Source organism: Enterobacter cloacae complex sp. ESBL7 (assembly GCF_041679625.1).
GTDB lineage: Bacteria > Pseudomonadota > Gammaproteobacteria > Enterobacterales > Enterobacteriaceae > Enterobacter > Enterobacter asburiae_B.
Window position 1 is genome coordinate 21,336 of the sequence record NZ_JBGORN010000003.1, and the last position, 25,787, is coordinate 47,122.

Sequence of the window (25,787 nt, forward strand, 5' to 3'; positions counted from 1 at the left end):
GGATGACGCTTAATCTTGTTGATCGATCTTACGCTCAAGAGACTTGAGGCGCTTGCTCATATCATCAATGTTCATCACCAGAGCTGCTGTTTTACGCCATACCTTGTTGGGTTGTAGCGGAATACCTGAGGAATAGACGCCAGGTTCAGTGATAGGACGCATTACCATGCCCATTCCCGTCACAGTCACCTTGTCGCATATTTCCATATGGCCATTAATCACGCTCGCGCCGCCAATCATGCAATAACGGCCAATTTTCAGGCTGCCTGCCATGATGACGCCACCCGCAACCGCGGTATTGTCGCCAATCACAACGTTATGCGCAATCTGGCACTGGTTATCGATGATAACACCATTGCCAATGATCGTGTCGTCAAGCGCGCCACGGTCAATGGTGGTACAGGCGCCGATCTCTACGCGATCGCCAATAATAACGCGACCAAGCTGCGGGATCTTAACCCAGTTACCACGATCGTTAGCGTAACCAAAGCCATCAGAACCAATAACGGTGCTGGACTGGACGAGGCAATTTTCGCCAATTTCAACATCATGATAAACGGACACATTGGCCCATAAACGGGTCCCGGCGCCGATTTTCGTATTTTTCCCAACGAAGCAGCCCGGGCCAATGACGACGTTATCTCCCAGCACAACGCCGGATTCGATAACTGCATTCGCGCCAACGGCGACGTTGTTACCAAGCCTGGCCGTCGCATCAATCGCTGCACTGGCCGCAATGTTCTGGGCCGGCTGCGGCGTGGTATCAAGAATTTGAGCCATGCGTGCATACGTCAGGTAGGGGTTTTTCACTACCAGCGCGCTTACAGTGGCAAATGGAAGATCGTCCTGCGTCAGTACAACAGCTGACGCCTGGCATTGAGCCAGTTGCTCACGGTACTTAGGGCTTACCATGAAGGTAATCGTGCCAGCTTTAGCAGATTGCATGGACGCAACAGCGGTGATGACGATATCGCCATCACCGTGTAATTCTGCATCCAACTGCTGAGCTAAATCAGCCAGTCGAATTGAAGGCATTACTTATTTAACCTGTTTCAGAACATCAGCAGTGATGTCTTTAACATCTTTGCTGTTATAAGCAACGGCGTTCGCATCTACAACCAGATCGATACTCTGATCGGCAGCCACTGCTTTAACAGCAGTCTGAATGCGAGTTACCAGCTTGCCGCGTTCTTCGTTAGAACGACGCTGACGATCCTGCTCGAAAGCCTGCGCTTTCTGGGAGAACGTCTGGCGCTGAGCCATTACGTCTTTTTCCAGCTTGCTGCGGTCGCTTGCTTTCATGGTAGAACCATCACGCTGCAGACGCTGCATTTTGGACTGAAGATCGTTTTCCATACCCTGCAGTTCGCTTGCACGGCCTTTGAATTCGTTTTCCAGAGTCGCAGAAACACCCGTTTTCTGTGCAACCTGCTGGAACAAATTACCCATGTTGACGATTGCAATTTTGTCTGCTGCCTGAGCAGAAGTTGCCATCGCTAAACCGAGACCTGCAGCTAATAACCACTTTTTCACAATTAACTCCTTACCATCCCATTGGCACCAGAAGGTACCGTTCTTTGCGTGGCAAGGCGACCGTGTTACCGATCGCCAGTTGTCAGCGCTACACTGCCAACGCATTCCTTTGCAGCGGATTATTACCAGGTTTTACCAATGTTAAACTGGAATTGCTCCGCTTTGTCTCCATCATATTTCTTAAACGGCTGGGCGTAGGAGAAGACCAACGGCCCCAGCGGTGACATCCATTGTAATGCGATACCGGCAGACATGCGAATATTGCTCGGATCGCTGTAGTCAGGAATGCCTTCTGCGCGCATCTGGGCAGTATTCTGCCAGTTGGTATCCCACACGGTACCGGCATCCCAGAAGAAGGACGTACGGACCGAGTTCGCGTATTTATCACTGATAAACGGCGTTGGCGTGATGAACTCCAGGCTGGCAACGGCCATGGCGTTACCGCCCACCGCGTCATTGGAGCTACAGACTTCTGACGAGGAAGACTTATCACAGTTATCTTTGTCGTTTCCGCCGTAGTAAACCGCTTTCGGACCAATGTTATTGGACTGGAAACCACGAACGGTGCTGGATCCACCCGCATAGAAGTTTTCATAGAACGGCAGTTCTTTGCTACCCAGACCATCGCCATAGCCCCAACGGGTACGACCCAGAACCACCCACTTATGATCGTCATCGATCGGGAAGTAGGACGCGGTATCCAGCGTGACCTTATAAAACTCGTTATCGGAACCCGGCACGGTAACTTTACCGTTCAGGTTGACGCGAGAACCTTCCGTAGGGAAGTAACCACGGTCGAGACGGTTATAGGTCCAGCCGTAGTTAAAGGTGAAGTCATCCGCCGCGAAGCCATTGTCATTACCATTTTTACTGGTTGACTGGCCGATAGAGTCCAGATAACGCCACATCGCCACCTGCGGTTGCATGTTGGAGAGGTCGTTATGCACGTAACCCAAGCCCGCACGCAGGGTGTTGTATTCGTTAACCGGGAAGCCAAGCGTACCGTCGACACCGTAACTCTTGTTGGTGTAAGAAGACAGGTCCGCGTCATCTGCTTTAAAGTCGTTATAGAAGATACGACCGCCCAGGCTTACACCGTCAACGGTGAAGTATGGGTTAGTCACAGAGAACTCAGAGTAGGTCTGGTAGTCGTTTTTGGTGCCGTTAATACCGACAGAGTAACCTGTACCCAGCCAGTTATCCTGCTGCACGCCTACCTGGAAGCTGACGCCGCTTTCAGTACCGTAGCCCACACCGAAGTTGAAGCTACCGGTGTTGCGCTCTTTCACTTTATATACGACATCAACCTGATCCGGGCTGCCCGGTACGCGCTGGGTATCGGTATCCACCGTTTCAAAATAGCCCAGACGGTTCAGACGCTCTTTACCCTGATCAACGAGGTCGCTTCCCAACCATGCGCCTTCCATCTGACGCATTTCGCGACGCAGAACGGAATCTTTGGAGGTGTCGTTACCGACGAAGCGGATCTTACGCACGTAGAAACGGTTGCCCGCATCAACATTCACGTGCAGCTTAACGGTTTTATCCGCGTCATTGATTTCCGGCTGAGTCTGTACGCGCGGATAGGCATAACCGTAGCGGCCGAGCAGCTTCTTAATGCTGTCTTCCATTTTGGTTACCTTGGAACCGCTATACAGATCGCCCGGCTGAATTTTGGTCAGCGATTCGATTTCAGCAGAATGCCCCGCCAGGTTACCACTCACTTCAACACCAGAAAGCTTGTACTGCTCGCCTTCAGTGATGTTAACCGTAATGTAGATACCTTTCTTGTCCGGAGTCAGACTGACCTGAGTCGAGTCGATGTTGAAACGCGCATAGCCACGATCGAGATAGTAGCTGCGCAGGGTTTCGAGGTCGCCCGCCAGTTTCTGTTTCTGGTATTTGCGATCGCCCACCACGTTCCACCATGGCACTTCATCGCGCAGCTGGAAGGTGGAGATCAGTTCGTCGGTGCTGAACGCGTGGTTGCCGACAATGTTGATCTGCTGGATCTTAGCAGAAACACCTTCCTGGAAGACCAGCTTCAGGTCAACACGGTTACGCGGCAGCGGAGTGACAACCGCTTTCACGCTGGCGCTGTATTTACCGACGCTGTAGTAGAAGTCTTCCAGACCTTTTTCAATGTCTGAAAGGGTTGTGCGGTCCAGGGACTCACCCACACGAACACCAGATGCTTCAAGGTTCTGCTTGAGCATGTCATCTTTCACCGACTTGTTACCGGAGAAAGTGATACTGGCGATCGTCGGACGTTCTTTTACCTGTACCAGCAGCGTATCACCATCGCGCAGGACGCGGACGTCCTCAAAGTTGCCGGTGGCAAACAGAGCACGGATGGTGTTACTGATATCATCATCATTAACCGTATCGCCGGGGCGTACAGGCATACTGAGGAGGGCCGCACCAACGGCGACACGCTGGAGGCCTTCGAAATGAATGTCTTTCACTACGAACCCGTCAGCACCGTATACGGTGGCGCTGCTAAACAGCAGCGACGCTATGAGCAACTTTTTCATCGCCATCGTTATTATGCGTTCTTCCTAACACTCTCTTACAACCGAGAGAAATCATTGAAAAGTGCAAGCCCCATTAACAGCACCAGCAAAATCGAGCCAATGCGATAACTAAAGTCTTGAACTCGCTCGGATACCGGTCCGCCTTTTAGCTTTTCAATCGCCAAAAACAGCAGATGACCCCCGTCTAAAACGGGAAGCGGGAACAGGTTGATTATCCCAAGGTTCACGCTAATGAGCGCGAGGAACATGAGATAGTAAATCACCCCGAATTCCGCTGACATCCCAGCCCCCTGAGCAATCGAAATTGGCCCACTGAGGTTGTTCAGTTTCACATCACCGGTTATCAATTTCCCCAACATGTTGACCGTCAGCTTCATCAGTTGCCATGTTTTATCCGTGGCTTCAAGGATGGCGCTGAACGGCCCATACTGGCGTATTGTCTTGTACTCATCTGGCAGCGGGATCACTTTTGGCACAACGCCTGCGAACCCTTCTGCCTTTTTGCCGACCGACTTCGTATCCGGGATCAGCGTCAGCGAAAGCGGACTGCCCTGCCTTTCAACTTCCAGCGCGAGAGACGTTCCCGGATTATCGCGCACCAGAGTAACAAAGGTCATCCACTCTGTTAATGGTTGACCATCGACTTTAACGATCCTGTCGCCCGCTTGCAAACCCGCTTTGCTCGCCGCCGAATTTGCCTGTACTTCGGCTAATACCGGCTCAATCTGCGCGCCGCGTGGACGAATACCCAGCGCAGCGACGGGATCCTCTTTGTCTGGCTCGAAACGCCAGTGACGTAAATCGAGTACTTTGTCCTGACGCGTATCTGAACCAAACGGCGATACGCTGATGGTGGTCTGCGCATCACCAATTTTGGCTACCAGCTGCAGTCGCACGGCATCCCAATCAGGGGTTTCGATGCCATCAATCGCTTTAAGTTCCATCCCGGATGTAATTTGCGCACTCGCCGCGATGGAATTGGGGGCAATTTCACCCACCACCGGACGTACGCCAGGGACGCCGATGATAAACACCAGCCAGTAAGCGAAAATCGCAAAGATGAAGTTGGCTACCGGTCCGGCAGCAATGATGGCGGCGCGTTGTCCAACGGTTTTATTGTTGAATGCGCTGTGTCGCAGCTCAGGAGCGACAGGCTCGACGCGTTCGTCGAGCATTTTGACGTAGCCGCCCAGCGGGATAAGGGCGATGACAAATTCCGTACCGTGGCGGTCGGTGCGCGTCCAGAGTGATTTACCAAAACCGATGGAAAATCGCTCTACGCGCACGCCACAGCGGCGAGCAACCCAGAAATGGCCAAATTCATGCACGGTAATCAGTACACCCAGTGCAACAATGAACGCCGCCAGATTCCAGAGAATGCTCAGCATAAAACCTTCCGTTAAATCGTCCCGAATACCAGTAAAAGCAAACACGCAAACACTGGAACAGCCGCTGTCAGGCTATCAATGCGATCCAGTATACCGCCATGCCCTGGAATCAGGTGTCCGCTGTCCTTAATCCCTGCTTCACGCTTAAACATACTTTCGGTTAAATCACCGAGCACGGAGGCAAGCGCAGCAAAAATTGAGCACACCAGCAGTATTGACGGTGCCACTTCAAGATTCGCCCAGACGCCGTAGCCCCAGGAGATGATCGCTGCCGTAAACAGGCCGCCGATGAATCCTTGCCAGGTTTTGCCCGGAGAAACCTTCGGTGCCAGCTTATGTTTGCCAAACAGTTTACCAAACATATAGGCCCCGGAGTCAGCCCCCCAGACCAGAATCATCACATAAAGCAGCCAGATCGCACCGCTGTAGTGGTTTTCGTCGTAGTGCCAGGCTCGCAGCGCAACCATACCCCAGAAAAAAGGAATAATTGTGAGCAAGCCAAAAATCAGTCGCAGCACTTTTGAATTACGCCACAATGCCGCGGAACCCGGATAAAAAAGAACCAGCAACAGCGCGGCAACCCACCAGGCCAGCGATATCCACAAAGAACCGGCAACCAGGGGCTGATGAATATCATGGTGATATTCAGGCAACGTAAACAGCATTATGGCCAGGATAAAGCCACAAAGTACCGCAAGCCATACTCGCTGAGTACGCGAGGTAAAGCCGCTAAACTGTCCCCATTCCCACGCGGCGAGCATACACACCACCAGCGTGACAATAGCGAATCCCACCGGGGGCAGTAAAAACAGCGCCGCAATGACAATGGGTATTAATACAAAAGCGGAAATCAGGCGATACTTCAGCAAAAGCTACCCCCATCAGGCTTTGTCGCCACCAGGCTCGGTGCCGCCGAAACGACGCTCTCGATTGGCAAAGGCATGCAGCGCACCTTCAAAGTCTTGTTCATCAAAATCGGGCCAAAGAACATCCGTAAAGTAAAGTTCGGCATAGGCAATTTGCCATATCAAAAAGTTACTTATGCGATGTTCCCCCCCTGTCCTAATTACCAAATCCACAGGTGCCTGTTCATTCATGCAGATTTGCTTGCTCAGCGCCTCTTCATCAATTTGGTCGGGTCTCAACAGCCCTTCCTGAACCTGTTCGGCCAGATGCCGAACGCCCTGGATAATATCCCAGCGTCCGCCGTAATTCGCCGCAATATTCAGCGTCAAACCGGTATTATTTTCCGTCAGCGCTTCAGCTTTGCGGATCCGTTCCTGCAAACGTGAGTTAAAACGACTGGTATCGCCAATGATACGCAGGCGGACGTTGTGGCGGTGCAGGCTTTTTACTTCGCTGTCTAGCGCCCACACAAACAATTCCATCAACGCAGTCACTTCCTGCAGAGGTCGATTCCAGTTTTCACTGCTAAAAGCATAGAGCGTTAACGCATCAATGCCGTTGTTGGCGGCAAAAGAAACGGCGCGACGAACGGATTTCGCCCCCGCTTTATGCCCAAAGGCTCGTATCTTCCCTTGTCTTTTCGCCCAGCGGCCATTGCCATCCATAATGATTGCTACATGACGGCAGCCATGAGCTGGCAAATTTTCGCTTATTGGTTGATTCGCAGACAACATAACGCGTTTTTTGTCCCTGAAAAGGATTTAACGGTACTCAGGAATACTGAAGCCTATACATAAAAAAGCCGTGTCAAACCACGGCTCACCTGACCACATTAAGTCAAATACCTGCGATCAGGTGGCGCAGACTATATCACTGAAGCCCAACGCTAACAAATAGCACGACGACTAGTGCTTGCTTTATCACCAGCTTGCGAGACGTGTCACCCGTTGGCGTGCAATATTACGCGCAGCTGCATCCACCGCCAGCACCTCTTCCACGCTTTGTGGTTCGCGCAAATCCATCATGTCCAGTACCGATAAATTTAACGACGCGATATCGGTAAAACGAATTTGCTGATTCAGAAATGCCTCAACGGTAATTTCATTGGCTGCATTAAGTGCCGTCGTCGCCGCCTGCCCCTGGTCAAAGGCATTCATCGCAAGCTTCAGACAAGGATAGCGGTCGTAGTCTGGTTCACTGAACGTCAGGGAACTTAGCTTGCAGAAATCAAGCGGCTTCACGCCGGATTTCACTCGATTTGGCCACGCCATTGAATGGGCAATCGGCGTACGCATATCCGGCTCGCCCAGCTGTGCCAGCACGCTACCATCCTGATAACGCACCATCGAGTGAATCACCGATTGCGGGTGAATCAGTACTTCCATCTGTTTCGCTGACGCATTAAACAGCCAGCGTGCTTCAATGTATTCCAGACCTTTGTTCATCATGGTGGCAGAATCAACGGAGATTTTACGCCCCATCGACCAGTTCGGATGACGGCACGCCTGATCCGGTGTCATCGCACGCAGTTCAGACAGTGGCGTTTCACGGAATGGGCCACCAGACCCGGTAAGCAGAATAGACACTACGCCATTCTGCTCCAGGTCAGCGTACCCCAGGTTCTGTTGAAAAGGTTGCGGTAAACTCTGAAAAATCGCGTTGTGTTCGCTGTCGACCGGCAGAAGACGCGCGCCGCGCTGCTTCACCGCATCCATAAACAGGCGTCCACAGGTGACCAGCGACTCTTTATTGGCCAGCAAAACATCCTTACCGGCATCAATCGCAGCAAGCGTGGGCAGCAGCCCTGCCGCGCCGACAATGGCCGCCATCACCTGATCCACCTCATCCAGCGCCGCCATCTCGCAGGCCGCCTGCTGTCCACTCAGCACTTCGGTTCGGCTGCCCTTTTCACGCAGCTGTGCTTTCAGCAGACGCGCGCTCTCTTCGTCATCCATCACCGCATAGCGGGGCGCAAACTCCAGACACTGTTCGACCATTCGCTGCACATTCTTACCGGCCACCAGCGCTGTCACGGTGTAAAGTTCAGGATTATGGCGAACGACGTCGAGAGTGCTGCAACCGATAGAGCCGGTTGAGCCGAGGAGTGTTAAATGCTTCATGAGATGCCCGAAAAAAGTTAGACCAGATAAAAGCAAAACGCCGCCAGCAAGACCCGAAGTCCTTCTGAACGGCGTTTATCAGTGTACGACAGAAATCAGAACTGCATCAGTTCCGCTTCTTTTTCTGCCAGCGCCGCATCAATTTTCTTGATGGCCGCGTCGGTCATTTTCTGAATGTCGTCCTGAGAACGACGATCGTCATCTTCGCTGATCTCTTTTTCTTTCAGCAGTGCTTTCACTTTATCGTTCGCGTCGCGACGGACGTTACGCACGGATACACGACCCTGCTCAGCTTCGCCACGAACCACTTTGATAAGATCTTTACGACGTTCTTCCGTCAGCGGAGGCAGTGGAACGCGGATGTCTGCGCCCGCAGAGCTTGGGTTCAGTCCAAGGTCAGAGGCCATAATCGCTTTCTCAACGGCCGGGCTCATAGAGCGGTCGAAGACGTTGATTTTCAGCGTACGGGTATCTTCAACCGTCACGCTCGCCAGCTGGCGCAGAGGGGTTGGCGTACCGTAATATTCTACGATGATGCCATCCAGCAGGCTTGGGGAAGCACGGCCAGTACGGATTTTGCTGATTTGGTTTTTGAACGCTTCTACGCATTTGTCCATGCGTACTTCAGCATCTTTTCTGATGTCGTTAATCACGTTACGAATCCTTGAAAACTTGTCTCAGGCAGACTATCCGCCAGCACAGCGCTACAGGTGTGCTAAGTATAGTCGCGTTTAATTCATGACAACGCCAAAGGCGCGCCCGGGTAAGATACCACTACAAAATAAAGCGGAATCTTACCTGTATTTATCGTCAACGGAAATTATTCCGTGATCAAAGTGCCTTCTTTTTCGCCCATGACCACGCGACGCAGTGCGCCAGGCTTGTTCATGTTGAAGACACGGATCGGCAGTTTGTGGTCGCGAGCCAGCGTGAAGGCGGCAAGATCCATCACTTTCAGCTCTTTATCCAGCACTTCGCTGTAGCTCAGCTGATCGTACATGGTGGCAGAAGGATCTTTTGCCGGGTCGGCAGTAAACACGCCGTCTACTTTGGTCGCTTTCAGTACCACATCGGCTTCGATCTCGATACCGCGCAGGCAGGCAGCGGAATCGGTTGTAAAGAACGGGTTACCCGTACCGGCGGAGAGGATCACCACGCGGTTATTGCGCAGCAGGCTGATGGCTTCTGCCCAGCTGTAATTATCGCAAACGCCATTCAGCGGAATCGCGGACATCAGGCGGGCATTCACATAGGCGCGGTGCAGGGCATCACGCATCGCCAGGCCATTCATGACGGTTGCCAGCATACCCATGTGGTCGCCCACAACGCGGTTCATCCCCGCTTTCGCCAGACCAGCACCACGGAAAAGGTTGCCACCGCCAATGACCACGCCAACCTGGATACCCAGTTCGACCAGTTCTTTGATTTCCTGTGCCATGCGATCAAGGATGCTTGCGTCAATACCGAAGCCTTCTGATCCCTGCAGCGCTTCGCCACTCAGCTTAAGCAGAATGCGTTTGTACACGGGTTTTGCATTGGTAGCCATGTTTCTTTCCTGAGACTGTCAACGATTAAGATGGGGGTTAATTCTGGCGACATGATATGCCGCAAATCAGCACAGCGATACTGGAGCCTGTCTGATTTCCTGTGACGGGTGACAAAAAGAAGCCGCCCTCAGGCGGCTCCTTTTCAATCATTAAGACTGCTTGGACATTGCAGCAACTTCTGCTGCGAAGTCAGTCTCAACTTTCTCGATGCCTTCGCCCACTTCGAAGCGGATGAAGCCAGTTACGTCAGCGTTGTGCTCTTTCAGCAGCTGCGCAACAGACTTGCTTGGGTCCATTACGAATGGCTGGCCAGTCAGAGAAACTTCGCCGGTGAATTTCTTCATGCGGCCTTCAACCATTTTCTCTGCGATTTCTTTTGGCTTACCAGACTGCATCGCGATGTCCAGCTGAACCTGGTACTCTTTCTCTACCACTTCAGCAGACACGTCTTCTGGCTTAACGAATTCTGGTTTGCTTGCAGCAATGTGCATTGCCAGCTGTTTAACCAGCTCTTCGTCAGCGCCTTTAGCCGCAACCAGAACACCGATACGTGCACCGTGCTGGTAAGAGCCCAGAACGTCGCCTTCCAGAGAAGATACGCGACGGATGTTGATGTTCTCACCGATTTTAGCAACCAGCGCAACACGTTCTTCTTCGAACTGTGCTTTCAGAACTTCAACGTCAGTGATTTTACCCGCAACAGCTGCGTCCAGAACTTTGTTAGCAAATGCCTGGAAACCACCATCTTTAGCAACGAAGTCAGTCTGGCAGTTAACTTCCAGAATGATGCCGTAGTTGCCGTCGATCTTAGTGATGATCACGCCGTCAGCAGCAACGTTGCCTGCTTTTTTAGCTGCTTTGATCGCACCGGATTTACGCATGTTTTCGATTGCCAGCTCGATGTCGCCGTTCGCTTCAGTCAGCGCTTTTTTGCAATCCATCATGCCTGCGCCAGTACGCTCGCGCAGCTCTTTTACCAGGGATGCGGTAATTTCAGCCATTCTTAAATCCTCGGGAGATGTGAACTGCCCGGCCGGGGGCCAAACAGTGTAAATTGAAAAAAGGGGCCGGTAATGGGCCCCTATTCATACACGGTACTAATAAGGGGTAAAACCTTATTATTCAGCTTCTACGAAGCTTTCTTCCGCCTGAGAAGCCAGATCCTGGGAACGGCCTTCACGAACGGTAGCAGCTACAGCGCTCAGGTACAGGCTAACAGCACGGATTGCGTCGTCGTTACCCGGGATAACGAAGTCAACACCGTCCGGATCGGAGTTGGTATCAACGATAGCGAATACCGGGATACCCAGGTTGTTAGCTTCTTTGATTGCGATGTGCTCGTGGTCTGCATCGATTACGAACAGCGCGTCTGGCAGGCCGCCCATATCTTTGATACCGCCCAGGCTGTTTTCCAGCTTGTCCAGTTCACGAGTGCGCATCAGCGCTTCTTTCTTAGTCAGCTTGTCGAAAGTACCGTCCTGAGACTGGGTTTCCAGATCTTTCAGGCGTTTGATGGACTGACGAACAGTTTTCCAGTTGGTCAGCATGCCGCCCAACCAGCGATGGTTCACGAAGAACTGGTCGCAGCTGTTAGCAGCATCTTTCACAGCTTCGCTTGCAGCGCGCTTAGTACCAACGAACAGAATCTTACCTTTACGGGAAGAGATCTTGTTCAGCTCAGCCAGGGCTTCGTTGAACATTGGTACAGTTTTCTCAAGGTTGATGATGTGAACTTTGTTACGTGCGCCGAAGATGAAAGGCTTCATTTTCGGGTTCCAGTAACGGGTCTGGTGACCAAAGTGAACACCAGCCTTGAGCATGTCGCGCATGGAAACAGTTGCCATGTTTAAAACCTCTATATTGAAAGTTGGGGTTATGCCTCCACGTATCCCATATTACCGACCCCGAAGGGCACCCCGGAATATGTGCCGATACGTGTGTGTTGTTACACAAAGTGAGATTTGTCGCTTCCGTCCAGCCTGTGTATCTGAGATGGATCGGAAGTCCGGCGCGCTTTATACCACAAAACACGACCAGAAACCAACAGTTGTTGGCGGAGTGTGCTGTTAATGATTCTCAATTTGGCACGGAGCGTGCCTGACTGATACCATTGACGACACTTAGACTAGTATTGTCGAAAAAATCGACACCGATGGACAGATTACATGGCTATCTCTATTAAGACACCTGAAGAAATTGAAAAGATGCGCATCGCCGGTCGTCTGGCCGCGGAAGTGCTGGAAATGATCGAGCCGTTCGTGAAGCCGGGCGTCAGCACCGGTGAACTGGACCGTATCTGTAACGACTATATCGTGAACGAGCAGCACGCGGTTTCCGCCTGCCTCGGCTACCACGGTTTCCCGAAATCCGTCTGCATCTCTATTAATGAAGTGGTGTGTCACGGCATTCCGGATGACGAAAAACTGCTGAAAGATGGCGACATCGTCAACATCGACGTGACCGTCATTAAAGACGAATACCACGGTGACACCTCAAAAATGTTCATCGTTGGCAAGCCGACGATTCTTGGCGAGCGTCTGTGCAAAGTGACGCAAGAGAGCCTCTACCTGGCGCTGAAAATGGTTAAACCGGGTATTCGCCTGCGTACCCTCGGTGCGGCAATCCAGAAGTTTGTGGAAGCAGAAGGTTTCTCCGTGGTGCGCGAGTACTGCGGTCACGGCATTGGTCGCGTCTTCCATGAAGAACCGCAGGTCCTGCACTATGATGCAGATGACGGCGGCGTGGTGCTGCAAAAAGGCATGACCTTTACCATTGAGCCGATGGTCAACGCGGGTGACTATCGCATCCGTACCATGAAAGACGGCTGGACGGTGAAAACCAAAGACAGAAGCTTGTCTGCGCAGTACGAGCATACTATTGTGGTAACAGACAACGGCTGCGAAATTATGACGTTGCGCAAGGATGACACCATCCCGGCGATACTGACGCACGATGAATGATAAAAAGCCGGCAAATGCCGGCTTTTTTAATGGCTATAGCTTTTTCTTATGGGTGGCGCACGATGAGTAATCTTTTACCCGAACAGTATGCTAACACAGCACTTCCCACCCTCCCCGACCAGCCCGATAACCCGGGAGTCTGGCCGTCGCACGAGCTGACCTGCGCGCATATTAAAGCCCATATGGATGTTTTCCATCGCTGGCTGGGCAGCGCGTTTGACGCAGGCGTGTCGGCCGAGCAGCTCATTGAAGCGCGCACCGAATTTATCGACCAGCTGCTGCAGCGCCTGTGGATCGATTACGGGTTTGGGCAAATCAGTGATGTTGCGCTGGTTGCCGTCGGGGGCTATGGCCGCGGTGAGCTGCATCCGCTTTCCGATATCGATCTGCTGATCTTAAGCCGCAAAAAGCTGCCGGACGAACAGGCGCAAAAAATTGGCGAACTGCTGACGCTGCTCTGGGACGTAAAGCTGGAAGTCGGCCACAGCGTGCGTACCCTGGAAGAGTGTCTGCTGGAAGGGTTATCGGACCTGACCGTCGCCACCAACCTGATTGAAACCCGCCTGCTGATTGGTGACGTCGCTCTGTTCCTGGAGCTGCAAAAACACATCTTCAGCGACGGCTTCTGGCCGTCAGAAAAGTTCTTCGCCGCGAAGGTCGAGGAGCAAAATCAGCGCCACCAGCGCTACCACGGCACCAGCTATAATCTTGAACCCGATATTAAAAGCAGCCCCGGCGGCCTGCGCGACATCCACACCCTGCAGTGGGTCGCCCGCCGCCATTTTGGTGCCACCTCGATGGACGAAATGGTCGGCTTCGGCTTTTTAACCGAGGCCGAGCGTAACGAGCTTAACGAGTGCCTGCACCTGCTGTGGCGCATCCGGTTTGCCCTGCATCTGGAAGTCACCCGCTACGATAACCGCCTGCTGTTTGACCGCCAGCTCAGCGTGGCTCAGCGCCTGAATTATCAGGGCGAAGGCAACGAGCCGGTTGAGCACATGATGAAGGATTTCTTCCGCGTCACCCGCCGGGTGACCGAGCTGAACCAGATGCTGTTGCAGCTGTTCGACGAGGCCATTCTGGCTCTGACGGCGGACGAAAAACCGCGCCCGATTGATGACGAATTCCAGCTGCGCGGCACGCTTATCGACCTGCGCGACGAAACGCTGTTCATCCGCGAGCCGGAAGCGATTCTGCGAATGTTCTATACCATGGTGCGCAACAGCACCATCACCGGGATCTACTCCACCACTCTGCGCCATCTGCGCCATGCGCGCCGTCATCTGACGCAGCCGCTGTGCTATATCCCGGAAGCGCGTTCGCTGTTCCTGAGCATGCTCCGCCACCCGGGCGCCGTCAGCCGCGGCCTGCTGCCGATGCACCGCCACAGCGTGCTGTGGGCCTATATGCCGCAGTGGTCGCACATTGTCGGGCAAATGCAGTTCGATCTGTTCCACGCCTACACGGTGGATGAACACACGATCCGCGTGATGCTCAAGCTGGAAAGCTTTGCGAGAGAAGAGACGCGCTCCCGCCACCCGCTCTGCGTCGAACTGTGGCCGCGCCTGACCCATCCGGAACTGATCCTGATTGCCGCCCTGTTCCACGATATCGCCAAAGGTCGCGGCGGTGACCATTCGGTGCTGGGCGCGCAGGACGTGCTGAAATTTGCCGAACTGCACGGCCTAAACTCGCGTGAAACGCAGCTGGTGGCCTGGCTGGTGCGCCATCACCTGCTGATGTCGGTCACCGCGCAGCGTCGTGACATTCAAGATCCGGAAGTGATCAAGCAGTTCGCTGAAGAGGTTCAGACGGAAAACCGTCTGCGCTATCTGGTCTGCCTGACGGTGGCCGATATCTGCGCCACCAACGAGACCCTGTGGAACAGCTGGAAGCAGAGCCTGCTGCGCGAGCTGTACTTCGCCACCGAAAAACAGCTGCGTCGCGGGATGCAAAACACCCCGGACATGCGCGAGCGCGTGCGTCATCACCAGCTCCAGGCGCTGGCGCTGCTGCGGATGGATAATATTGATGAAGAGGCACTGCATCAGATTTGGGCCCGCTGCCGCGCCAACTATTTTGTCCGCCATAGCCCAAACCAGCTTGCGTGGCACGCGCGGCATCTGCTGAAGCACGATCTGTCCCAGCCGATGATCCTGCTGAGCCCGCAGGCTACCCGCGGCGGGACGGAGATTTTTATCTGGAGCCCGGACCGACCTTATCTGTTTGCTGCGGTCTGCGCCGAGCTGGACAGGCGTAACCTGAGCGTTCACGACGCGCAGATTTTCACCACCCGCGACGGCATGGCGATGGACACCTTTATCGTGCTTGAGCCGGACGGCAGCCCGCTCTCGTCGGACAGGCATGAAGGGATACGTTTTGGTCTGGAACAGGCGATTACCCAGCGCAGCTGGCAGCCCCCGCAGCCGCGTCGCCAGCCGGCGAAATTGCGCCACTTTACCGTCGATACCGAGGTCAATTTCCTGCCGACCCACACCGACCGTAAATCGTTCCTGGAGCTGATCGCGCTCGACCAGCCAGGGCTACTTGCCCGCGTCGGCCAGGTTTTTGCCGATCTGGGAATTTCGCTCCACGGGGCCCGAATTACAACGATTGGCGAGCGAGTAGAAGATTTATTTATAATCGCGACAGCGGACCGGCGTGCCCTTAATAATGACCTGCAGCTTGAAGTGCAACAACGGTTGACAGCAGCCCTCAATCCAAACGATAAAGGGTGATATGTTTTTTAGTGAAATGGAAAGAGTAAACAATGCAGCAGTTACAGAACGTTATTGAGTCCGCTTTTGAGCGTCGCGCCGAGATTACCCCGGCAAATGTGGATACCGTGACCCGTGAAGCGGTAAACCAGGTGATTTCCCTTCTGGATTCCGGCGCGCTGCGCGTGGCAGAAAAAATCGACGGTCAGTGGGTCACTCATCAATGGCTGAAGAAAGCCGTGCTGCTCTCTTTCCGTATCAACGATAACCAGGTTATCGACGGAGCAGAAAGCCGCTACTTCGATAAAGTGCCAATGAAATTCGCTGACTACGACGAAGCGCGTTTCCAGAAAGAAGGCTTCCGCGTGGTACCGCCTGCGGCGGTTCGTCAGGGTGCATTCATCGCACGCAACACCGTGCTGATGCCATCCTACGTGAACATCGGTGCCTACGTTGACGAAGGCACCATGGTTGACACATGGGCGACCGTCGGTTCCTGCGCGCAGATCGGTAAAAACGTTCACCTGTCCGGCGGCGTGGGCATCGGTGGTGTTCTGGAGCCACTGCAGGCTAACCCGACCATCATCGAAGACAACTGCTTCATCGGCGCGCGCTCTGAAGTGGTTGAAGGCGTGATCGTTGAAGAAGGTTCCGTGATCTCCATGGGCGTTTACATCGGTCAGAGCACCCGTATTTACGACCGTGAAACCGGCGAAGTTCACTACGGTCGCGTTCCGGCGGGCTCCGTGGTGGTTTCCGGCAACCTGCCGTCAAAAGATGGCAAATACAGCCTGTACTGTGCGGTTATCGTGAAGAAAGTGGATGCGAAAACGCGCGGTAAAGTGGGCATCAACGAATTGCTGCGCACCATCGATTAATCGGGTATAACAAAAAGCGGGGGCAACCCCGCTTTTTTTATATCTGAGGGTGGCGAAAATAGATTTTTTCGTTAATTATTCAAAGGTTATGTTGAGATCAAGGGTACCGCTATGTACGATAATCTGAAAAGTCTGGGCATTACCAATCCTGATGAAATTGATCGTTACAGCCTCCGTCAGGAAGCCAATAACGATATTCTGAAAATCTATTTTCACAAGGACAAAGGAGAGTTTTTCGCCAAAAGCGTGAAGTTTAAATATCCACGCCAGCGTAAGACCGTTGTAGCTGACGGTGTAGGACAGGGCTACAAAGAAGTACAGGAAATCAGCCCTAACCTGCGCTATGTGATCGATGAACTCGATCAGATCTGCCAGCGCGACCGCACCGAAGTCGATCTCAAGCGTAAGATCCTTGACGACCTGCGTCACCTTGAAAGCGTTGTTACAAATAAGATCAGCGAGATTGAAGCGGATCTTGAGAAATTAACGCGGAAATAAAAGCAAAACGGCAATCCTTGATTGCCGTTTTTCGTGTTTGCGCCCTCTCCCCGTGGGAGAGGGATGGGGTGAGGGCACCAGACCGCACTCAGTCATCTCTGTTCGTCCAGCTGAAGCGCCACATACAGCAGCAGCCTGTCGTCAAAGTTTCCCAGATCCAGCCCCGTCAGCTCTGAAATCCGGTTTAACCGATACTCAAGCGTATTGCGGTGAATAAACAGCGCCTTTGAGGTCGCCAGCGGCTGCACGTTATGGCGGAACCACGCCTGCAGCGTCCGGCGCAGCAGGCCGTTGTTGTCCATGGCTTTCAGACGCGCCAATGGCCGCGCCAGCTCATTGGCCTGCCAGCCCCCGCGCAGGCTGTCGAGCAGCACCGGCAGCATCAGATCCTGATAGAAATAGCTGCGGCTCTCCGGCATCCGCTGCTTGCCCACCATCATAGTGGTGCGCGCGGTACGCCAGGAGCGGGCGATACTGCCCGGCCCGGTAAAGTAGTTGCCCAGCGCAACGCGAAAACGCAGCTGGCCATTCTCCTCCATCCGGGAGATCAGCTGCTCCACGCGACGACGATGATCGTCGGCATCCCAGCGGCCGAACGCATTGAGCGCCGGTTTGAGGACCACCATTTCCGTCAGAGAAACGATCGCCACCAGGTTATCGCGCTCCGGCGTCGCCAGCGCATTTTGCAGCTGCTGCAGCTCGGCCATCGCGCTGTCCACGCCAAGCTGGCCGCTATCGACCTCAATGACCGCCACCACGCGCGGCTGGTTGAGATCGATCCCCAGACGCTGCGCCCATTCGCTGAGTGCCGGCGTATGCTCTTCCGCCTGAATAAGGTTCATCACCAGCTCTTCACGCAGGCGGCTGTCCTGAGCGAGCAGGTGCATCAGACGCGACTGCTCCAGCATCATCTCTGCCGTCATACAGACCAGCTCGCCGTATTTTCGCAGTGACTCGGGCTCGCCGGTGAGGCCGATTACCCCCACAATTTCGCCTTCAAGACGCAGCGGTAAATTGATGCCCTGACGTACGCCGTGCAGGTGTTTCGCTACCGCATCGTCGATATCCACGACCCGCCCCTGAGAAAGCACCAGCAGCGCACCTTCGTGCAATTCCCCAATACGCTCGCGATCGCCGCTGCCAATAATGCGCCCGCGGGCATCCATTACGTTGATATTGGTATCAATGATGCGCATGGTGCGCGCCACGATATCCTGCGCCATTTTGGTATCAAGATGCCAGCCAGCCATGTAACCCTCCCGTGAGCAGAGCTCAAGCATAGGGAAGTTCAGCGACGGCTGCATTGTGCGAATGCACAAAGAGAGAGGGAGAAGTATGGAGTTGTGGCAAGAATCACAAAAACGAGAAAGCCCCTGCGAACAGGGGCTTCAGAGGATTACTGCATCAGCAGATAAAGAGAGGTATCACCACGCTGGATATTCAGCGCCAGCACGGAAGGCTTGCTGTCGAGAATTTTGCGCAGTTCAGCGATGTTTTTCACCGGCTGCTGGTTAGCACCCATGATCACATCGCCTTTTTTCAGGCCGATACGGGCTGCCGGTGAATTCGCTTTCACGTTGTTCACCACCACGCCTTTGTCTGCGCCTTTATTGCTCATCTCGGCACCTTCAATACCGCTGAAGATGGTGCTGGAATCCACCTGATTCTGGCTGCTCTGCTGCAGCTCCAGGCTCACGTTAACCGGCTTACCGTCGCGCAGCAGGCCGAGGGTCACTTTACTGCCAATCGGCATCGAGCCCACTTCGGCACGCAGGGCGGCAAAGCTGCTGATCGGTTTACCGTTCAGGGAGGTGATCACATCCCCCGCTTTAATGCCCGCTTTCGCCGCAGAGGAATTTGGCATCACCTGGCTGACGAATGCCCCGCGCTGAGCGTCAACTTTCATCGCCTTAGCCAGTTCGGAGTTCAGCTCCGTACCGAGGATACCCAGCTCGCCGCGTTTCACCTGGCCATACTGCACCATCTGCGCGGTCAGGTTTTTCACCATGTTACTCGGGATAGCAAAACCGATGCCGATGTTGCCGCCGTCCGGTGCCAGGATAGCGGTGTTGATACCGATCAGCTCACCGTTCAGGTTCACCAGCGCACCGCCGGAGTTACCGCGGTTGATCGCCGCATCCGTCTGGATGAAGTTTTCATAGTTCTCAGCATTGAGGCCGCTACGGCCCAGCGCAGAGACTATACCGGATGTCACGGTTTCACCCAGACCGAACGGGTTACCGATCGCCACGGTATAGTCGCCCACGCGCAGCGCATCGGAGTCGGCAATTTTAATGGCCGTCAGGTTTTTCGGATCCTGAATCTGGATCAGCGCGATGTCGGAGCGCGGGTCTTTACCCACCACTTTGGCATCGAACTTGCGGCCATCGCTCAGCTGAACCTTAATGCTGTTCGCGTTATCGACAACGTGGTTGTTAGTGACGACGTAGCCTTTCGCCGCATCAATAATTACCCCCGAGCCAAGCGCCATGAATTTCTGCTGCTGGCCGCCGCCCTGGCTGTCATCCCCGGCACCGCCGCCCTGACAGAACGGAGAGCTCTGGAATGGCGAACCGTCCTGGCAGAACGGCGAGTTGTCGCCGAAGAACTGCTGGAAGTTACGCGGCATACGCGGCGTATTGACGGTCGTGCTGCCCTCAACGTTAATACTCACCACCGATGGCATCACTTTTTCGAGCATCGGTGCCAGGCTTGGCATCTGCTGCGCGGTTGCTGCCGACGACGCGGTCTCGGCTGCAGTAGCAGTCAGAGGAGACAGCGCTAAACCTAAACTCAGAGCCAGTGCACTCATTGCTAATGTGGTTTTTTTCATGTTTCTCAATCTCGATTTACAGGTAACGCAAAATTGCTGTGTAACTCAGATTCATTTTATACCGCTTAGTTCCGGCGATAAGTTTATGGAAAAGGTAAAAATTTATTGGCCGTCTTTACAAAACTCCGGAATTATTCCACCGCCATCAGCTTGCGGTATTCATCCCAGGCATACAAATCCGTCATGCCGCTGATATAGTCCTGGATAAGACGGCAGCGATAATAATATTCCATCACCGGCCATTGGGGAGAGTTGCGTTCCAGCTTACCAATCGCTTCGACATACGCCAGACGATGCCGGGTAGAAAGTTTCTGATAAAGCCGCGATTCGATGGGTATTCTGCGCACGCGCTCGTGTTCCACCAGTTCGCTGAATTCATCGGCCGACAGCTGAAGCAACGGGGAATAAATTTCCAGTAACCCACTGATTACCCGATAGCCCTGCAGCTCTAGCTGCTCGACATCCGGATGGCTGAATACATGCCGCATCGCCACATGTTTATAAAGCTCAAGGAGTTGACTGAAACTACTGTCATCTTCCAGCAGCGCGTGGTTGAATTCCCCACTGAAAATGAGCGGCAAATTATCAATAAAACGCGACGCCGCATACGGCACCAGCTTATTTAATGTATTGACCCGCAAATACATAAAGAACTGGTCTTCCGTACTGCGGCTTAATGTATTTGAGCGCGATTTTTCCCAGGCATTTTCGACAACCTGCGCAAACAGCGAGCCTTTTTCATGGGTACCCCAGGCCGTATAAAGATGCTGATAAAGTTCCTCGACGCTGAAGATTCTTTTCTCCACGGCATCTTCCAGATCGGCCACGCAATAGGAAATATCATCGGCGGCTTCCATAATCCACGTCAATGGAAAGCGGCCGTTTGGCGTCAATGAAAGTTCTTTACGTAACCGTTCAATATAGGCCTCTTCGGAAAGGTAATAGCCCGGTTTTTTCATTAAATAGCTGTGGGACGCGGGCGTATCCCCCATCCACCACGCGGGACGCGTGTATTTCAGAATGCAGCCGACCTGTGCCCAGGTCAGGTTCATGCGCATCAGGGAATGAACCAGCCGGATCCCCTGTGCGTTGCCCTCGAAGTGACACAAATCCTGGCGCACTTTGCGACGCAGATCGTTCAGCCCCTCTTCACCTTCACGCAGGCGTAAATCGCGTACGATGCAGCGATCATCGCTGAGGGGCTGGCTTACCGCATCCGAAGGATAAAGCCGCTGCTTAAACCAGTCATTGATAGCCGCCTCACCAAAGTGGCCGAAAGGCGGGTTGCCGATGTCATGCATCAGGCAGGCCATCTCAACGATGCTCTCGAAGGGCCCCGTCAGCTCGTCCAGACCATAGGCTTCCAGTAAACGCTGCTCTTTGAGACGGCTCAAAATCTCTTTGGCAATGTAGCGCCCGACCTGCTGCACTTCCATCGAGTGGGTTAAGCGCGTGCGCACCGCGGCGTTACGCTCCAGCGGGAACACCTGAGTTTTTTGCTGCAGACGGCGGATGGCAGGCGAGTTAACGATCCGCCCGCGATCGCTCTCGAATATACGCAGAATCTCATGTTCGCTCTTGTCGCCCTGCGGCGAACGGAAACGTCGGTGCCAGTTTATTTTGGTGCGAAAATCGATTGGTGACATGTGCTCCCCCGCGTGAGAATGCGTTTCCCCTTAACCGCATGATAGACTATGCATCTTAACAAGGCACATCGCGAGTAAATCTATGAAAATCGGCATTATTGGTGCAATGGAAGAAGAAGTTACGCTGCTGCGTGACAAAATTGAGAACCGTCAGACCCTCTCTCTGGGAGGTTGTGAGATCTATACCGGCCAGCTGAACGGTGTTGACGTGGCTCTGCTGAAATCAGGCATCGGTAAAGTGGCTGCTGCGCTGGGTGCAACCCTGCTGCTTGAGCGCTGCAAGCCGGACGTAATCGTGAATACCGGCTCTGCGGGCGGCCTGGCGCCGACGCTGAAAGTGGGCGATATCGTTGTTTCCGACGAAGCGCGTTACCACGATGCCGACGTCACCGCGTTCGGTTACGAGTACGGCCAGCTACCGGGCTGCCCTGCTGGTTTTAAAGCTGACGACAAACTGATTGCGGCGGCAGAGACCTGCATCGCAGAACTCAACCTCAACGCGTTGCGCGGTCTGATTGTCAGCGGTGATGCCTTTATCAACGGCTCCGTTGGGCTGGCGAAAATCCGTCATAACTTCCCTCAGGCGGTTGCCGTTGAGATGGAAGCGACCGCGATCGCTCACGTTTGCCATAACTTCAGCGTACCGTTCGTGGTGGTTCGCGCCATCTCTGACGTGGCAGACCAGCAGTCCCACATCAGCTTCGACGAGTTCCTGACCGTTGCGGCAAAACAGTCCACCGTGATGGTGGAGCGCCTGGTGCAGAATCTGGCACGTGGCTAAACATACCGTCAGGGCGCTGGCCGCCCTGCTTCTTCTCGCACCGCTGTGGCTCTATGCGTTACCGCGCGTGATTACCCTCTCTCCCGCAAATACGGAACTGGCGTTTGCCGCCGGGATCACGCCCGTTGGCGTGAGTAGCTATTCGGATTACCCACCGCAAGCCGCGGGTATTGAACAGGTGGCAACCTGGCAGGGGATGAACCTTGAGCGCATCGTGGCGCTTAAACCGGATCTCGTGCTGGCCTGGCGCGGCGGCAACGCCGAGCGGCAGGTCAACCAGCTCACCTCGCTTGGCATAAAGGTCATGTGGATTGATGCCGTCAGCATTGAGCAGGTCGCTCAGGCGCTACGCGCCCTGGCACCCTTCAGCCCTACGCCCAAAAAAGCCGAGGCTGCGGCGAAACAGATGCTGAGCGACTATGCCGCGCTGAAATCCCGATACGATACCCCTGTTAAAAAGCGCATCTTCCTGCAGTTTGGCAGCCAGCCGCTGTTCACCACCGGAAAAGGGTCGATTCAGAACCAGGTGCTGGAAGTCTGCGGCGGTGAAAATATCTTTGCTGCCAGCCGGGTACCGTGGCCTCAGGTGAGCCGCGAACAGGTGCTGGCGCGCCAGCCTCAGGCCATCGTTGTGGTCGGAAATGCGAGCGAGATTCCTAAAATTGAACAATTCTGGCAAAAGCAGCTAAAAATTCCGGTGATCCCGCTCAACAGCGACTGGTTTGAACGCGCCAGCCCGCGTATTATCCTCGCCGCAAAACAGCTCTGTGCCGCGCTGGCAGAGAGTCACTAACATAAGACCCTTTTCGAGGATTTAACGATGCTCGTTTATTGGCTGGATATTCTTGGCACAGCCGTTTTTGCTATCTCCGGCGTTCTGCTCGCCGGAAAACTACGCATGGATCCGTTTGGCGTGCTGGTGCTGGGCGTCGTGACCGCCGTCGGCGGTGGGACTATCCGCGATATGGCGCTGGCGAATGGGCCGGTGTTTTGGGTGAAAGATCCTACCGATCTGGTGGTCGCGATGGTCACCTGCCTGTTGACCATTGTGCTGGTTCGCCAGCCCCGCCGCTTACCCAAGTGGATATTGCCGGTACTGGATGCCGTGGGTCTGGCCGTGTTTGTCGGTATTGGCGTCAATAAGGCGTTTAATGCCGGTACCGGTCCGATGGTGGCAATCTGCATGGGCGTATTAACCGGCGTGGGCGGTGGGATCATTCGCGACATTCTGGCGCGTGAAGTGCCGATGATCCTGCGTACTGAAATTTACGCAACGGCCTGCATTGTGGGCGGGATTGTTCACGCGACCGCGTACTACACTTTTGCCCTCCCGCTGGAAAATGCCGCGATGCTGGGGATGGTCGTGACGCTGGTGATACGCTTAGCGGCGATACGCTGGCACCTGAAGCTGCCGACGTTTGCGCTGGATGATAATGGCAGGTAAAAGCAAAACGGTAACCGCAAGGTTACCGTTTTTAGTCTTTTCTCCCTCTCCCTGTGGGAGAGGGCCGGGGTGAGGGCATCAGCCCGCACTCTCTTAGATGCTGAACGAAGATCCACACCCACAGGTGCTTGTCGCATTCGGGTTAGTGACCACAAAGCGCGAACCTTCCAGACCCTCGGTGTAATCCACCGAACCACCCACCAGATATTGCAGGCTCATCGGGTCAACCACCAGCGCGACGCCCTGTTTCTCGATAGTCATATCGCCATCGTTAACCTGATCGTCAAAGGTAAAACCATACTGGAAGCCGCTGCAGCCGCCACCGGTAATATAAACGCGCAGTTTCAGATCCGGATTGTCTTCGTCGGCAATCAGGACTTTCACTTTGTTGGCTGCTGCTTCGGTAAATTCGAGCGGTACAGCTACTACGTCATCACTCATCTTATGCTCCCATGAATACTGCTATTGGGTAAAATTCACCCAATTCTTTGTCTCATTATCTAATACCCTGGTAATTCATTCAAGTATTCTGCGTGGCGGCCCGTTCAGCCTCTTGTTTCGCCAGGGTACGCGCGAGGATGGTGGAGTATAGCGGTTTTCCACCCAGGAACTGGGCTAATAGTGTCGCGCCGAGGCAGGTGATGATCATTGGCAAAATGAGCTGGTAATTGTCCGTCATCTCCAGCACCAGCACGATCCCGGTCAAGGGCGCGCGCAGAGACGCGGCCAGCAGCGCCCCCATTCCGGCCACCGCAAAGGTCCCGGCTTCAAGGTGATAGGCGGGAAAGCCCACTTCAGCCGCCATACCAAACGCGGTCCCGAGCAGCGTACCCAGCGCCAGCATCGGGGCAAAAATCCCCCCGGGCGCGCCGGAAGAGAAGCACAGTACCGTCGTGATAACCCGTGAGATAAACATAAACAGCAGCAGACCCACGCTGAAATTCCCCGCCGCCGCAATGGGAATCAGCCCGAACCCGCCGCCTGCGGCATTCGGCTCGATAAACCCGAGTACGCCGCACATTCCACCCAGCAAACCACCCATCAGCACCCATTTCGTGGTGTTACCGCCGTGAATGCGCTGGAACATATCCTGAGCGCGCAGGATAAAGGTGTTAAACAGCGGTCCCACCACGCCGAAAATCATGCCGAGGATCAGGTAAAGCCACAGGGTGTTGACCGGCGCGTTGGTCAGTTTCCCCACCTCAATGACCGCTCCCTCGCCATTAAAGATGCGAAACACGATGCTCGACATAATGACGCCGGTAAATACCGCTTTAATCGAGATCAGGTTGTAGCGGAACTGCGCGCGCATCTCTTCGATAATGAACAAAATGCCTGCCAGCGGCGCGTTAAACGCGGCGGAAAGCCCCGCCGCCGCGCCGGTTGCCAGCAGCGTATGGCGCGCTTCGGCGCTTCGCATCCGAAACAGATCGCCCACCATGCGGCCGACGTTCCCCCCCAGCTGTACCGTGGGTCCTTCCCGTCCAAGCACCATTCCCGCGCCCAGAGTCCCCATGCCGCCGATGAACTTAACCGGAATCACCCGCCACCAGCGCACCGGACGCAGCTCCTCGAGCGCGCCCTCAATTTCCGGGATGCCCGATCCCCCCGCTTCCGGCGCGAATTTACGCACCAGAAAATACCCCACCATGGCAAACAGCGCGGACAGCCCGAATGCCCACACCCAGACCAGCCATTCGCTGTCGGCGAAACCGGCCACGGTGCCCACTCGCCAGTTGAGTACGGCATTAACCGCTTTTTCAAACGCTACGCCAACCAGGCCCGCGAGAGTGCCCACCACGGCAGCGGCCAGCAGGATCGCCAGCGGCGTTTTATCGCGATTGAGCAGCCGCCGAATGCTGATTCGGTGCTGGGCGCGCGTAAACTGTTGTTCTTCAAAAGACGGAGAATCTGATTTCATGTCCTGTTCTTATTTGTCACACAAAAAGCCGCGAGGATTTTACCAGAGACGGCCCTACCGTCTCCTGAAAATTACTTAACA

The 25,787-nt window shown here is 54.3% G+C and carries 23 protein-coding genes; 7 read left to right on the forward strand and 16 right to left on the reverse strand.

Features of this window, described 5'->3' with window-relative positions:
* Window positions 1-9: 9 nt before the first annotated feature.
* The 11 genes from lpxD to rpsB all read right to left on the reverse strand — a co-directional run bounded on the left by lpxD (window position 10) and on the right by rpsB (window position 11,872).
* Window positions 10-1,035: a UDP-3-O-(3-hydroxymyristoyl)glucosamine N-acyltransferase gene (gene lpxD, locus ACERY3_RS13445; RefSeq protein WP_032644136.1), complete on the reverse strand. Its 1,026-nt coding sequence runs from the start codon at window positions 1,033-1,035 to the stop codon at window positions 10-12.
* 3 nt (window positions 1,036-1,038) lie between these two features.
* Window positions 1,039-1,533: a molecular chaperone Skp gene (gene skp, locus ACERY3_RS13450; RefSeq protein ID WP_032644135.1), complete on the reverse strand. Its 495-nt coding sequence runs from the start codon at window positions 1,531-1,533 to the stop codon at window positions 1,039-1,041.
* A 122-nt stretch (window positions 1,534-1,655) separates the two neighbouring features.
* Window positions 1,656-4,073 carry an outer membrane protein assembly factor BamA gene (gene bamA, locus ACERY3_RS13455; protein WP_033144673.1) on the reverse strand — a complete coding sequence of 806 codons (2,418 nt, stop codon included), beginning with the start codon at window positions 4,071-4,073 and terminating at the stop codon, window positions 1,656-1,658.
* A gap of 29 nt (window positions 4,074-4,102) precedes the next feature.
* Window positions 4,103-5,455, reverse strand: coding sequence for a sigma E protease regulator RseP (gene rseP / locus ACERY3_RS13460; protein WP_033144672.1), 1,353 nt, complete (start codon window positions 5,453-5,455; stop codon window positions 4,103-4,105).
* A gap of 11 nt (window positions 5,456-5,466) precedes the next feature.
* Window positions 5,467-6,324, reverse strand: a complete 858-nt coding sequence (gene cdsA / locus ACERY3_RS13465; RefSeq protein WP_023310457.1) for a phosphatidate cytidylyltransferase — start codon at window positions 6,322-6,324, stop codon at window positions 5,467-5,469.
* Between the two features lie 12 nt (window positions 6,325-6,336).
* The gene (gene ispU / locus ACERY3_RS13470) at window positions 6,337-7,095 is read right to left on the reverse strand and encodes a (2E,6E)-farnesyl-diphosphate-specific ditrans,polycis-undecaprenyl-diphosphate synthase (protein ID WP_024907522.1); all 759 of its coding nucleotides are present in this window, start codon (window positions 7,093-7,095) and stop codon (window positions 6,337-6,339) included.
* 186 nt (window positions 7,096-7,281) lie between these two features.
* A complete protein-coding gene (gene ispC, locus ACERY3_RS13475) occupies window positions 7,282-8,481 on the reverse strand; it encodes a 1-deoxy-D-xylulose-5-phosphate reductoisomerase (protein WP_058840561.1) in 1,200 nt (399 codons plus the stop codon).
* A 95-nt stretch (window positions 8,482-8,576) separates the two neighbouring features.
* Window positions 8,577-9,134 carry a ribosome recycling factor gene (gene frr / locus ACERY3_RS13480; RefSeq protein WP_003856180.1) on the reverse strand — a complete coding sequence of 186 codons (558 nt, stop codon included), beginning with the start codon at window positions 9,132-9,134 and terminating at the stop codon, window positions 8,577-8,579.
* Between the two features lie 167 nt (window positions 9,135-9,301).
* Window positions 9,302-10,027: a UMP kinase gene (gene pyrH, locus ACERY3_RS13485; protein WP_008501910.1), complete on the reverse strand. Its 726-nt coding sequence runs from the start codon at window positions 10,025-10,027 to the stop codon at window positions 9,302-9,304.
* Between the two features lie 150 nt (window positions 10,028-10,177).
* Entirely contained in the window at window positions 10,178-11,029 is an 852-nt protein-coding gene (gene tsf / locus ACERY3_RS13490) for a translation elongation factor Ts (protein WP_014882627.1), read from the reverse strand.
* 117 nt (window positions 11,030-11,146) lie between these two features.
* Window positions 11,147-11,872 carry a 30S ribosomal protein S2 gene (rpsB, locus tag ACERY3_RS13495; protein ID WP_003856207.1) on the reverse strand — a complete coding sequence of 242 codons (726 nt, stop codon included), beginning with the start codon at window positions 11,870-11,872 and terminating at the stop codon, window positions 11,147-11,149.
* 321 nt (window positions 11,873-12,193) lie between these two features.
* Between rpsB and map the strand changes: the two genes are divergently transcribed.
* The 4 genes from map to ACERY3_RS13515 all read left to right on the forward strand — a co-directional run bounded on the left by map (window position 12,194) and on the right by ACERY3_RS13515 (window position 17,081).
* A complete protein-coding gene (map, locus tag ACERY3_RS13500) occupies window positions 12,194-12,988 on the forward strand; it encodes a type I methionyl aminopeptidase (protein ID WP_033144670.1) in 795 nt (264 codons plus the stop codon).
* 62 nt (window positions 12,989-13,050) lie between these two features.
* On the forward strand, window positions 13,051-15,726 hold the full coding sequence (gene glnD, locus ACERY3_RS13505; RefSeq protein WP_039260604.1) for a bifunctional uridylyltransferase/uridylyl-removing protein GlnD: 2,676 nt from the start codon (window positions 13,051-13,053) through the stop codon (window positions 15,724-15,726).
* A gap of 32 nt (window positions 15,727-15,758) precedes the next feature.
* Complete coding sequence (dapD, locus tag ACERY3_RS13510) at window positions 15,759-16,583, forward strand: 2,3,4,5-tetrahydropyridine-2,6-dicarboxylate N-succinyltransferase (protein ID WP_008501915.1); 825 nt, start codon at window positions 15,759-15,761, stop codon at window positions 16,581-16,583.
* 111 nt (window positions 16,584-16,694) lie between these two features.
* Window positions 16,695-17,081, forward strand: a complete 387-nt coding sequence (locus ACERY3_RS13515; protein ID WP_014168696.1) for a DUF3461 family protein — start codon at window positions 16,695-16,697, stop codon at window positions 17,079-17,081.
* 92 nt (window positions 17,082-17,173) lie between these two features.
* Here the strand turns inward: ACERY3_RS13515 and cdaR are convergent, their stop codons facing one another.
* From cdaR to dgt, 3 genes are all read right to left on the reverse strand, one after another.
* Window positions 17,174-18,331 carry a DNA-binding transcriptional regulator CdaR gene (gene cdaR, locus ACERY3_RS13520; protein ID WP_023310452.1) on the reverse strand — a complete coding sequence of 386 codons (1,158 nt, stop codon included), beginning with the start codon at window positions 18,329-18,331 and terminating at the stop codon, window positions 17,174-17,176.
* A 146-nt stretch (window positions 18,332-18,477) separates the two neighbouring features.
* Window positions 18,478-19,914: a serine endoprotease DegP gene (gene degP, locus ACERY3_RS13525; RefSeq protein WP_024907518.1), complete on the reverse strand. Its 1,437-nt coding sequence runs from the start codon at window positions 19,912-19,914 to the stop codon at window positions 18,478-18,480.
* Window positions 19,915-20,045: 131 nt separating this feature from the next.
* Window positions 20,046-21,560 carry a dGTPase gene (gene dgt / locus ACERY3_RS13530; protein WP_373225840.1) on the reverse strand — a complete coding sequence of 505 codons (1,515 nt, stop codon included), beginning with the start codon at window positions 21,558-21,560 and terminating at the stop codon, window positions 20,046-20,048.
* Between the two features lie 82 nt (window positions 21,561-21,642).
* Here dgt and mtnN point away from each other — a divergent pair, with 82 nt between their 5' ends.
* The 3 genes from mtnN to ACERY3_RS13545 are packed head-to-tail and all read left to right on the forward strand — an operon-like array spanning window position 21,643 to window position 23,785.
* On the forward strand, window positions 21,643-22,341 hold the full coding sequence (gene mtnN, locus ACERY3_RS13535; protein WP_373225841.1) for a 5'-methylthioadenosine/S-adenosylhomocysteine nucleosidase: 699 nt from the start codon (window positions 21,643-21,645) through the stop codon (window positions 22,339-22,341).
* Window positions 22,334-23,134 carry a vitamin B12 ABC transporter substrate-binding protein BtuF gene (gene btuF, locus ACERY3_RS13540; RefSeq protein ID WP_331394664.1) on the forward strand — a complete coding sequence of 267 codons (801 nt, stop codon included), beginning with the start codon at window positions 22,334-22,336 and terminating at the stop codon, window positions 23,132-23,134. The genes mtnN and btuF overlap by 8 nt, the downstream gene beginning before the upstream one ends.
* Window positions 23,135-23,161: 27 nt before the next feature.
* Window positions 23,162-23,785: a TRIC cation channel family protein gene (locus ACERY3_RS13545; RefSeq protein WP_023310447.1), complete on the forward strand. Its 624-nt coding sequence runs from the start codon at window positions 23,162-23,164 to the stop codon at window positions 23,783-23,785.
* A gap of 93 nt (window positions 23,786-23,878) precedes the next feature.
* Here ACERY3_RS13545 and erpA read toward each other — a convergent pair whose 3' ends face one another.
* A complete protein-coding gene (gene erpA / locus ACERY3_RS13550; RefSeq protein WP_023310446.1) occupies window positions 23,879-24,226 on the reverse strand; it encodes an iron-sulfur cluster insertion protein ErpA in 348 nt (115 codons plus the stop codon).
* Between the two features lie 79 nt (window positions 24,227-24,305).
* The gene (clcA, locus tag ACERY3_RS13555) at window positions 24,306-25,706 is read right to left on the reverse strand and encodes a H(+)/Cl(-) exchange transporter ClcA (RefSeq protein WP_039260615.1); all 1,401 of its coding nucleotides are present in this window, start codon (window positions 25,704-25,706) and stop codon (window positions 24,306-24,308) included.
* Window positions 25,707-25,787: the final 81 nt, after the last annotated feature.

Coding starts and splice junctions, on each gene's coding strand:
- lpxD (WP_032644136.1), bottom strand. CDS start 1,035: ATGCCTTCAATTCGACTGGCTGATTTAGCTCAGCAGTTGGATGCAGAA.
- bamA (WP_033144673.1), bottom strand. CDS start 4,073: ATGGCGATGAAAAAGTTGCTCATAGCGTCGCTGCTGTTTAGCAGCGCC.
- rseP (WP_033144672.1), bottom strand. CDS start 5,455: ATGCTGAGCATTCTCTGGAATCTGGCGGCGTTCATTGTTGCACTGGGT.
- ispU (WP_024907522.1), bottom strand. CDS start 7,095: ATGTTGTCTGCGAATCAACCAATAAGCGAAAATTTGCCAGCTCATGGC.
- ispC (WP_058840561.1), bottom strand. CDS start 8,481: ATGAAGCATTTAACACTCCTCGGCTCAACCGGCTCTATCGGTTGCAGC.
- pyrH (WP_008501910.1), bottom strand. CDS start 10,027: ATGGCTACCAATGCAAAACCCGTGTACAAACGCATTCTGCTTAAGCTG.
- tsf (WP_014882627.1), bottom strand. CDS start 11,029: ATGGCTGAAATTACCGCATCCCTGGTAAAAGAGCTGCGCGAGCGTACT.
- rpsB (WP_003856207.1), bottom strand. CDS start 11,872: ATGGCAACTGTTTCCATGCGCGACATGCTCAAGGCTGGTGTTCACTTT.
- map (WP_033144670.1), top strand. CDS start 12,194: ATGGCTATCTCTATTAAGACACCTGAAGAAATTGAAAAGATGCGCATC.
- glnD (WP_039260604.1), top strand. CDS start 13,051: ATGAGTAATCTTTTACCCGAACAGTATGCTAACACAGCACTTCCCACC.
- dapD (WP_008501915.1), top strand. CDS start 15,759: ATGCAGCAGTTACAGAACGTTATTGAGTCCGCTTTTGAGCGTCGCGCC.
- ACERY3_RS13515 (WP_014168696.1), top strand. CDS start 16,695: ATGTACGATAATCTGAAAAGTCTGGGCATTACCAATCCTGATGAAATT.
- cdaR (WP_023310452.1), bottom strand. CDS start 18,331: ATGGCTGGCTGGCATCTTGATACCAAAATGGCGCAGGATATCGTGGCG.
- degP (WP_024907518.1), bottom strand. CDS start 19,914: ATGAAAAAAACCACATTAGCAATGAGTGCACTGGCTCTGAGTTTAGGT.
- dgt (WP_373225840.1), bottom strand. CDS start 21,560: ATGTCACCAATCGATTTTCGCACCAAAATAAACTGGCACCGACGTTTC.
- mtnN (WP_373225841.1), top strand. CDS start 21,643: ATGAAAATCGGCATTATTGGTGCAATGGAAGAAGAAGTTACGCTGCTG.
- ACERY3_RS13545 (WP_023310447.1), top strand. CDS start 23,162: ATGCTCGTTTATTGGCTGGATATTCTTGGCACAGCCGTTTTTGCTATC.
- erpA (WP_023310446.1), bottom strand. CDS start 24,226: ATGAGTGATGACGTAGTAGCTGTACCGCTCGAATTTACCGAAGCAGCA.
- clcA (WP_039260615.1), bottom strand. CDS start 25,706: ATGAAATCAGATTCTCCGTCTTTTGAAGAACAACAGTTTACGCGCGCC.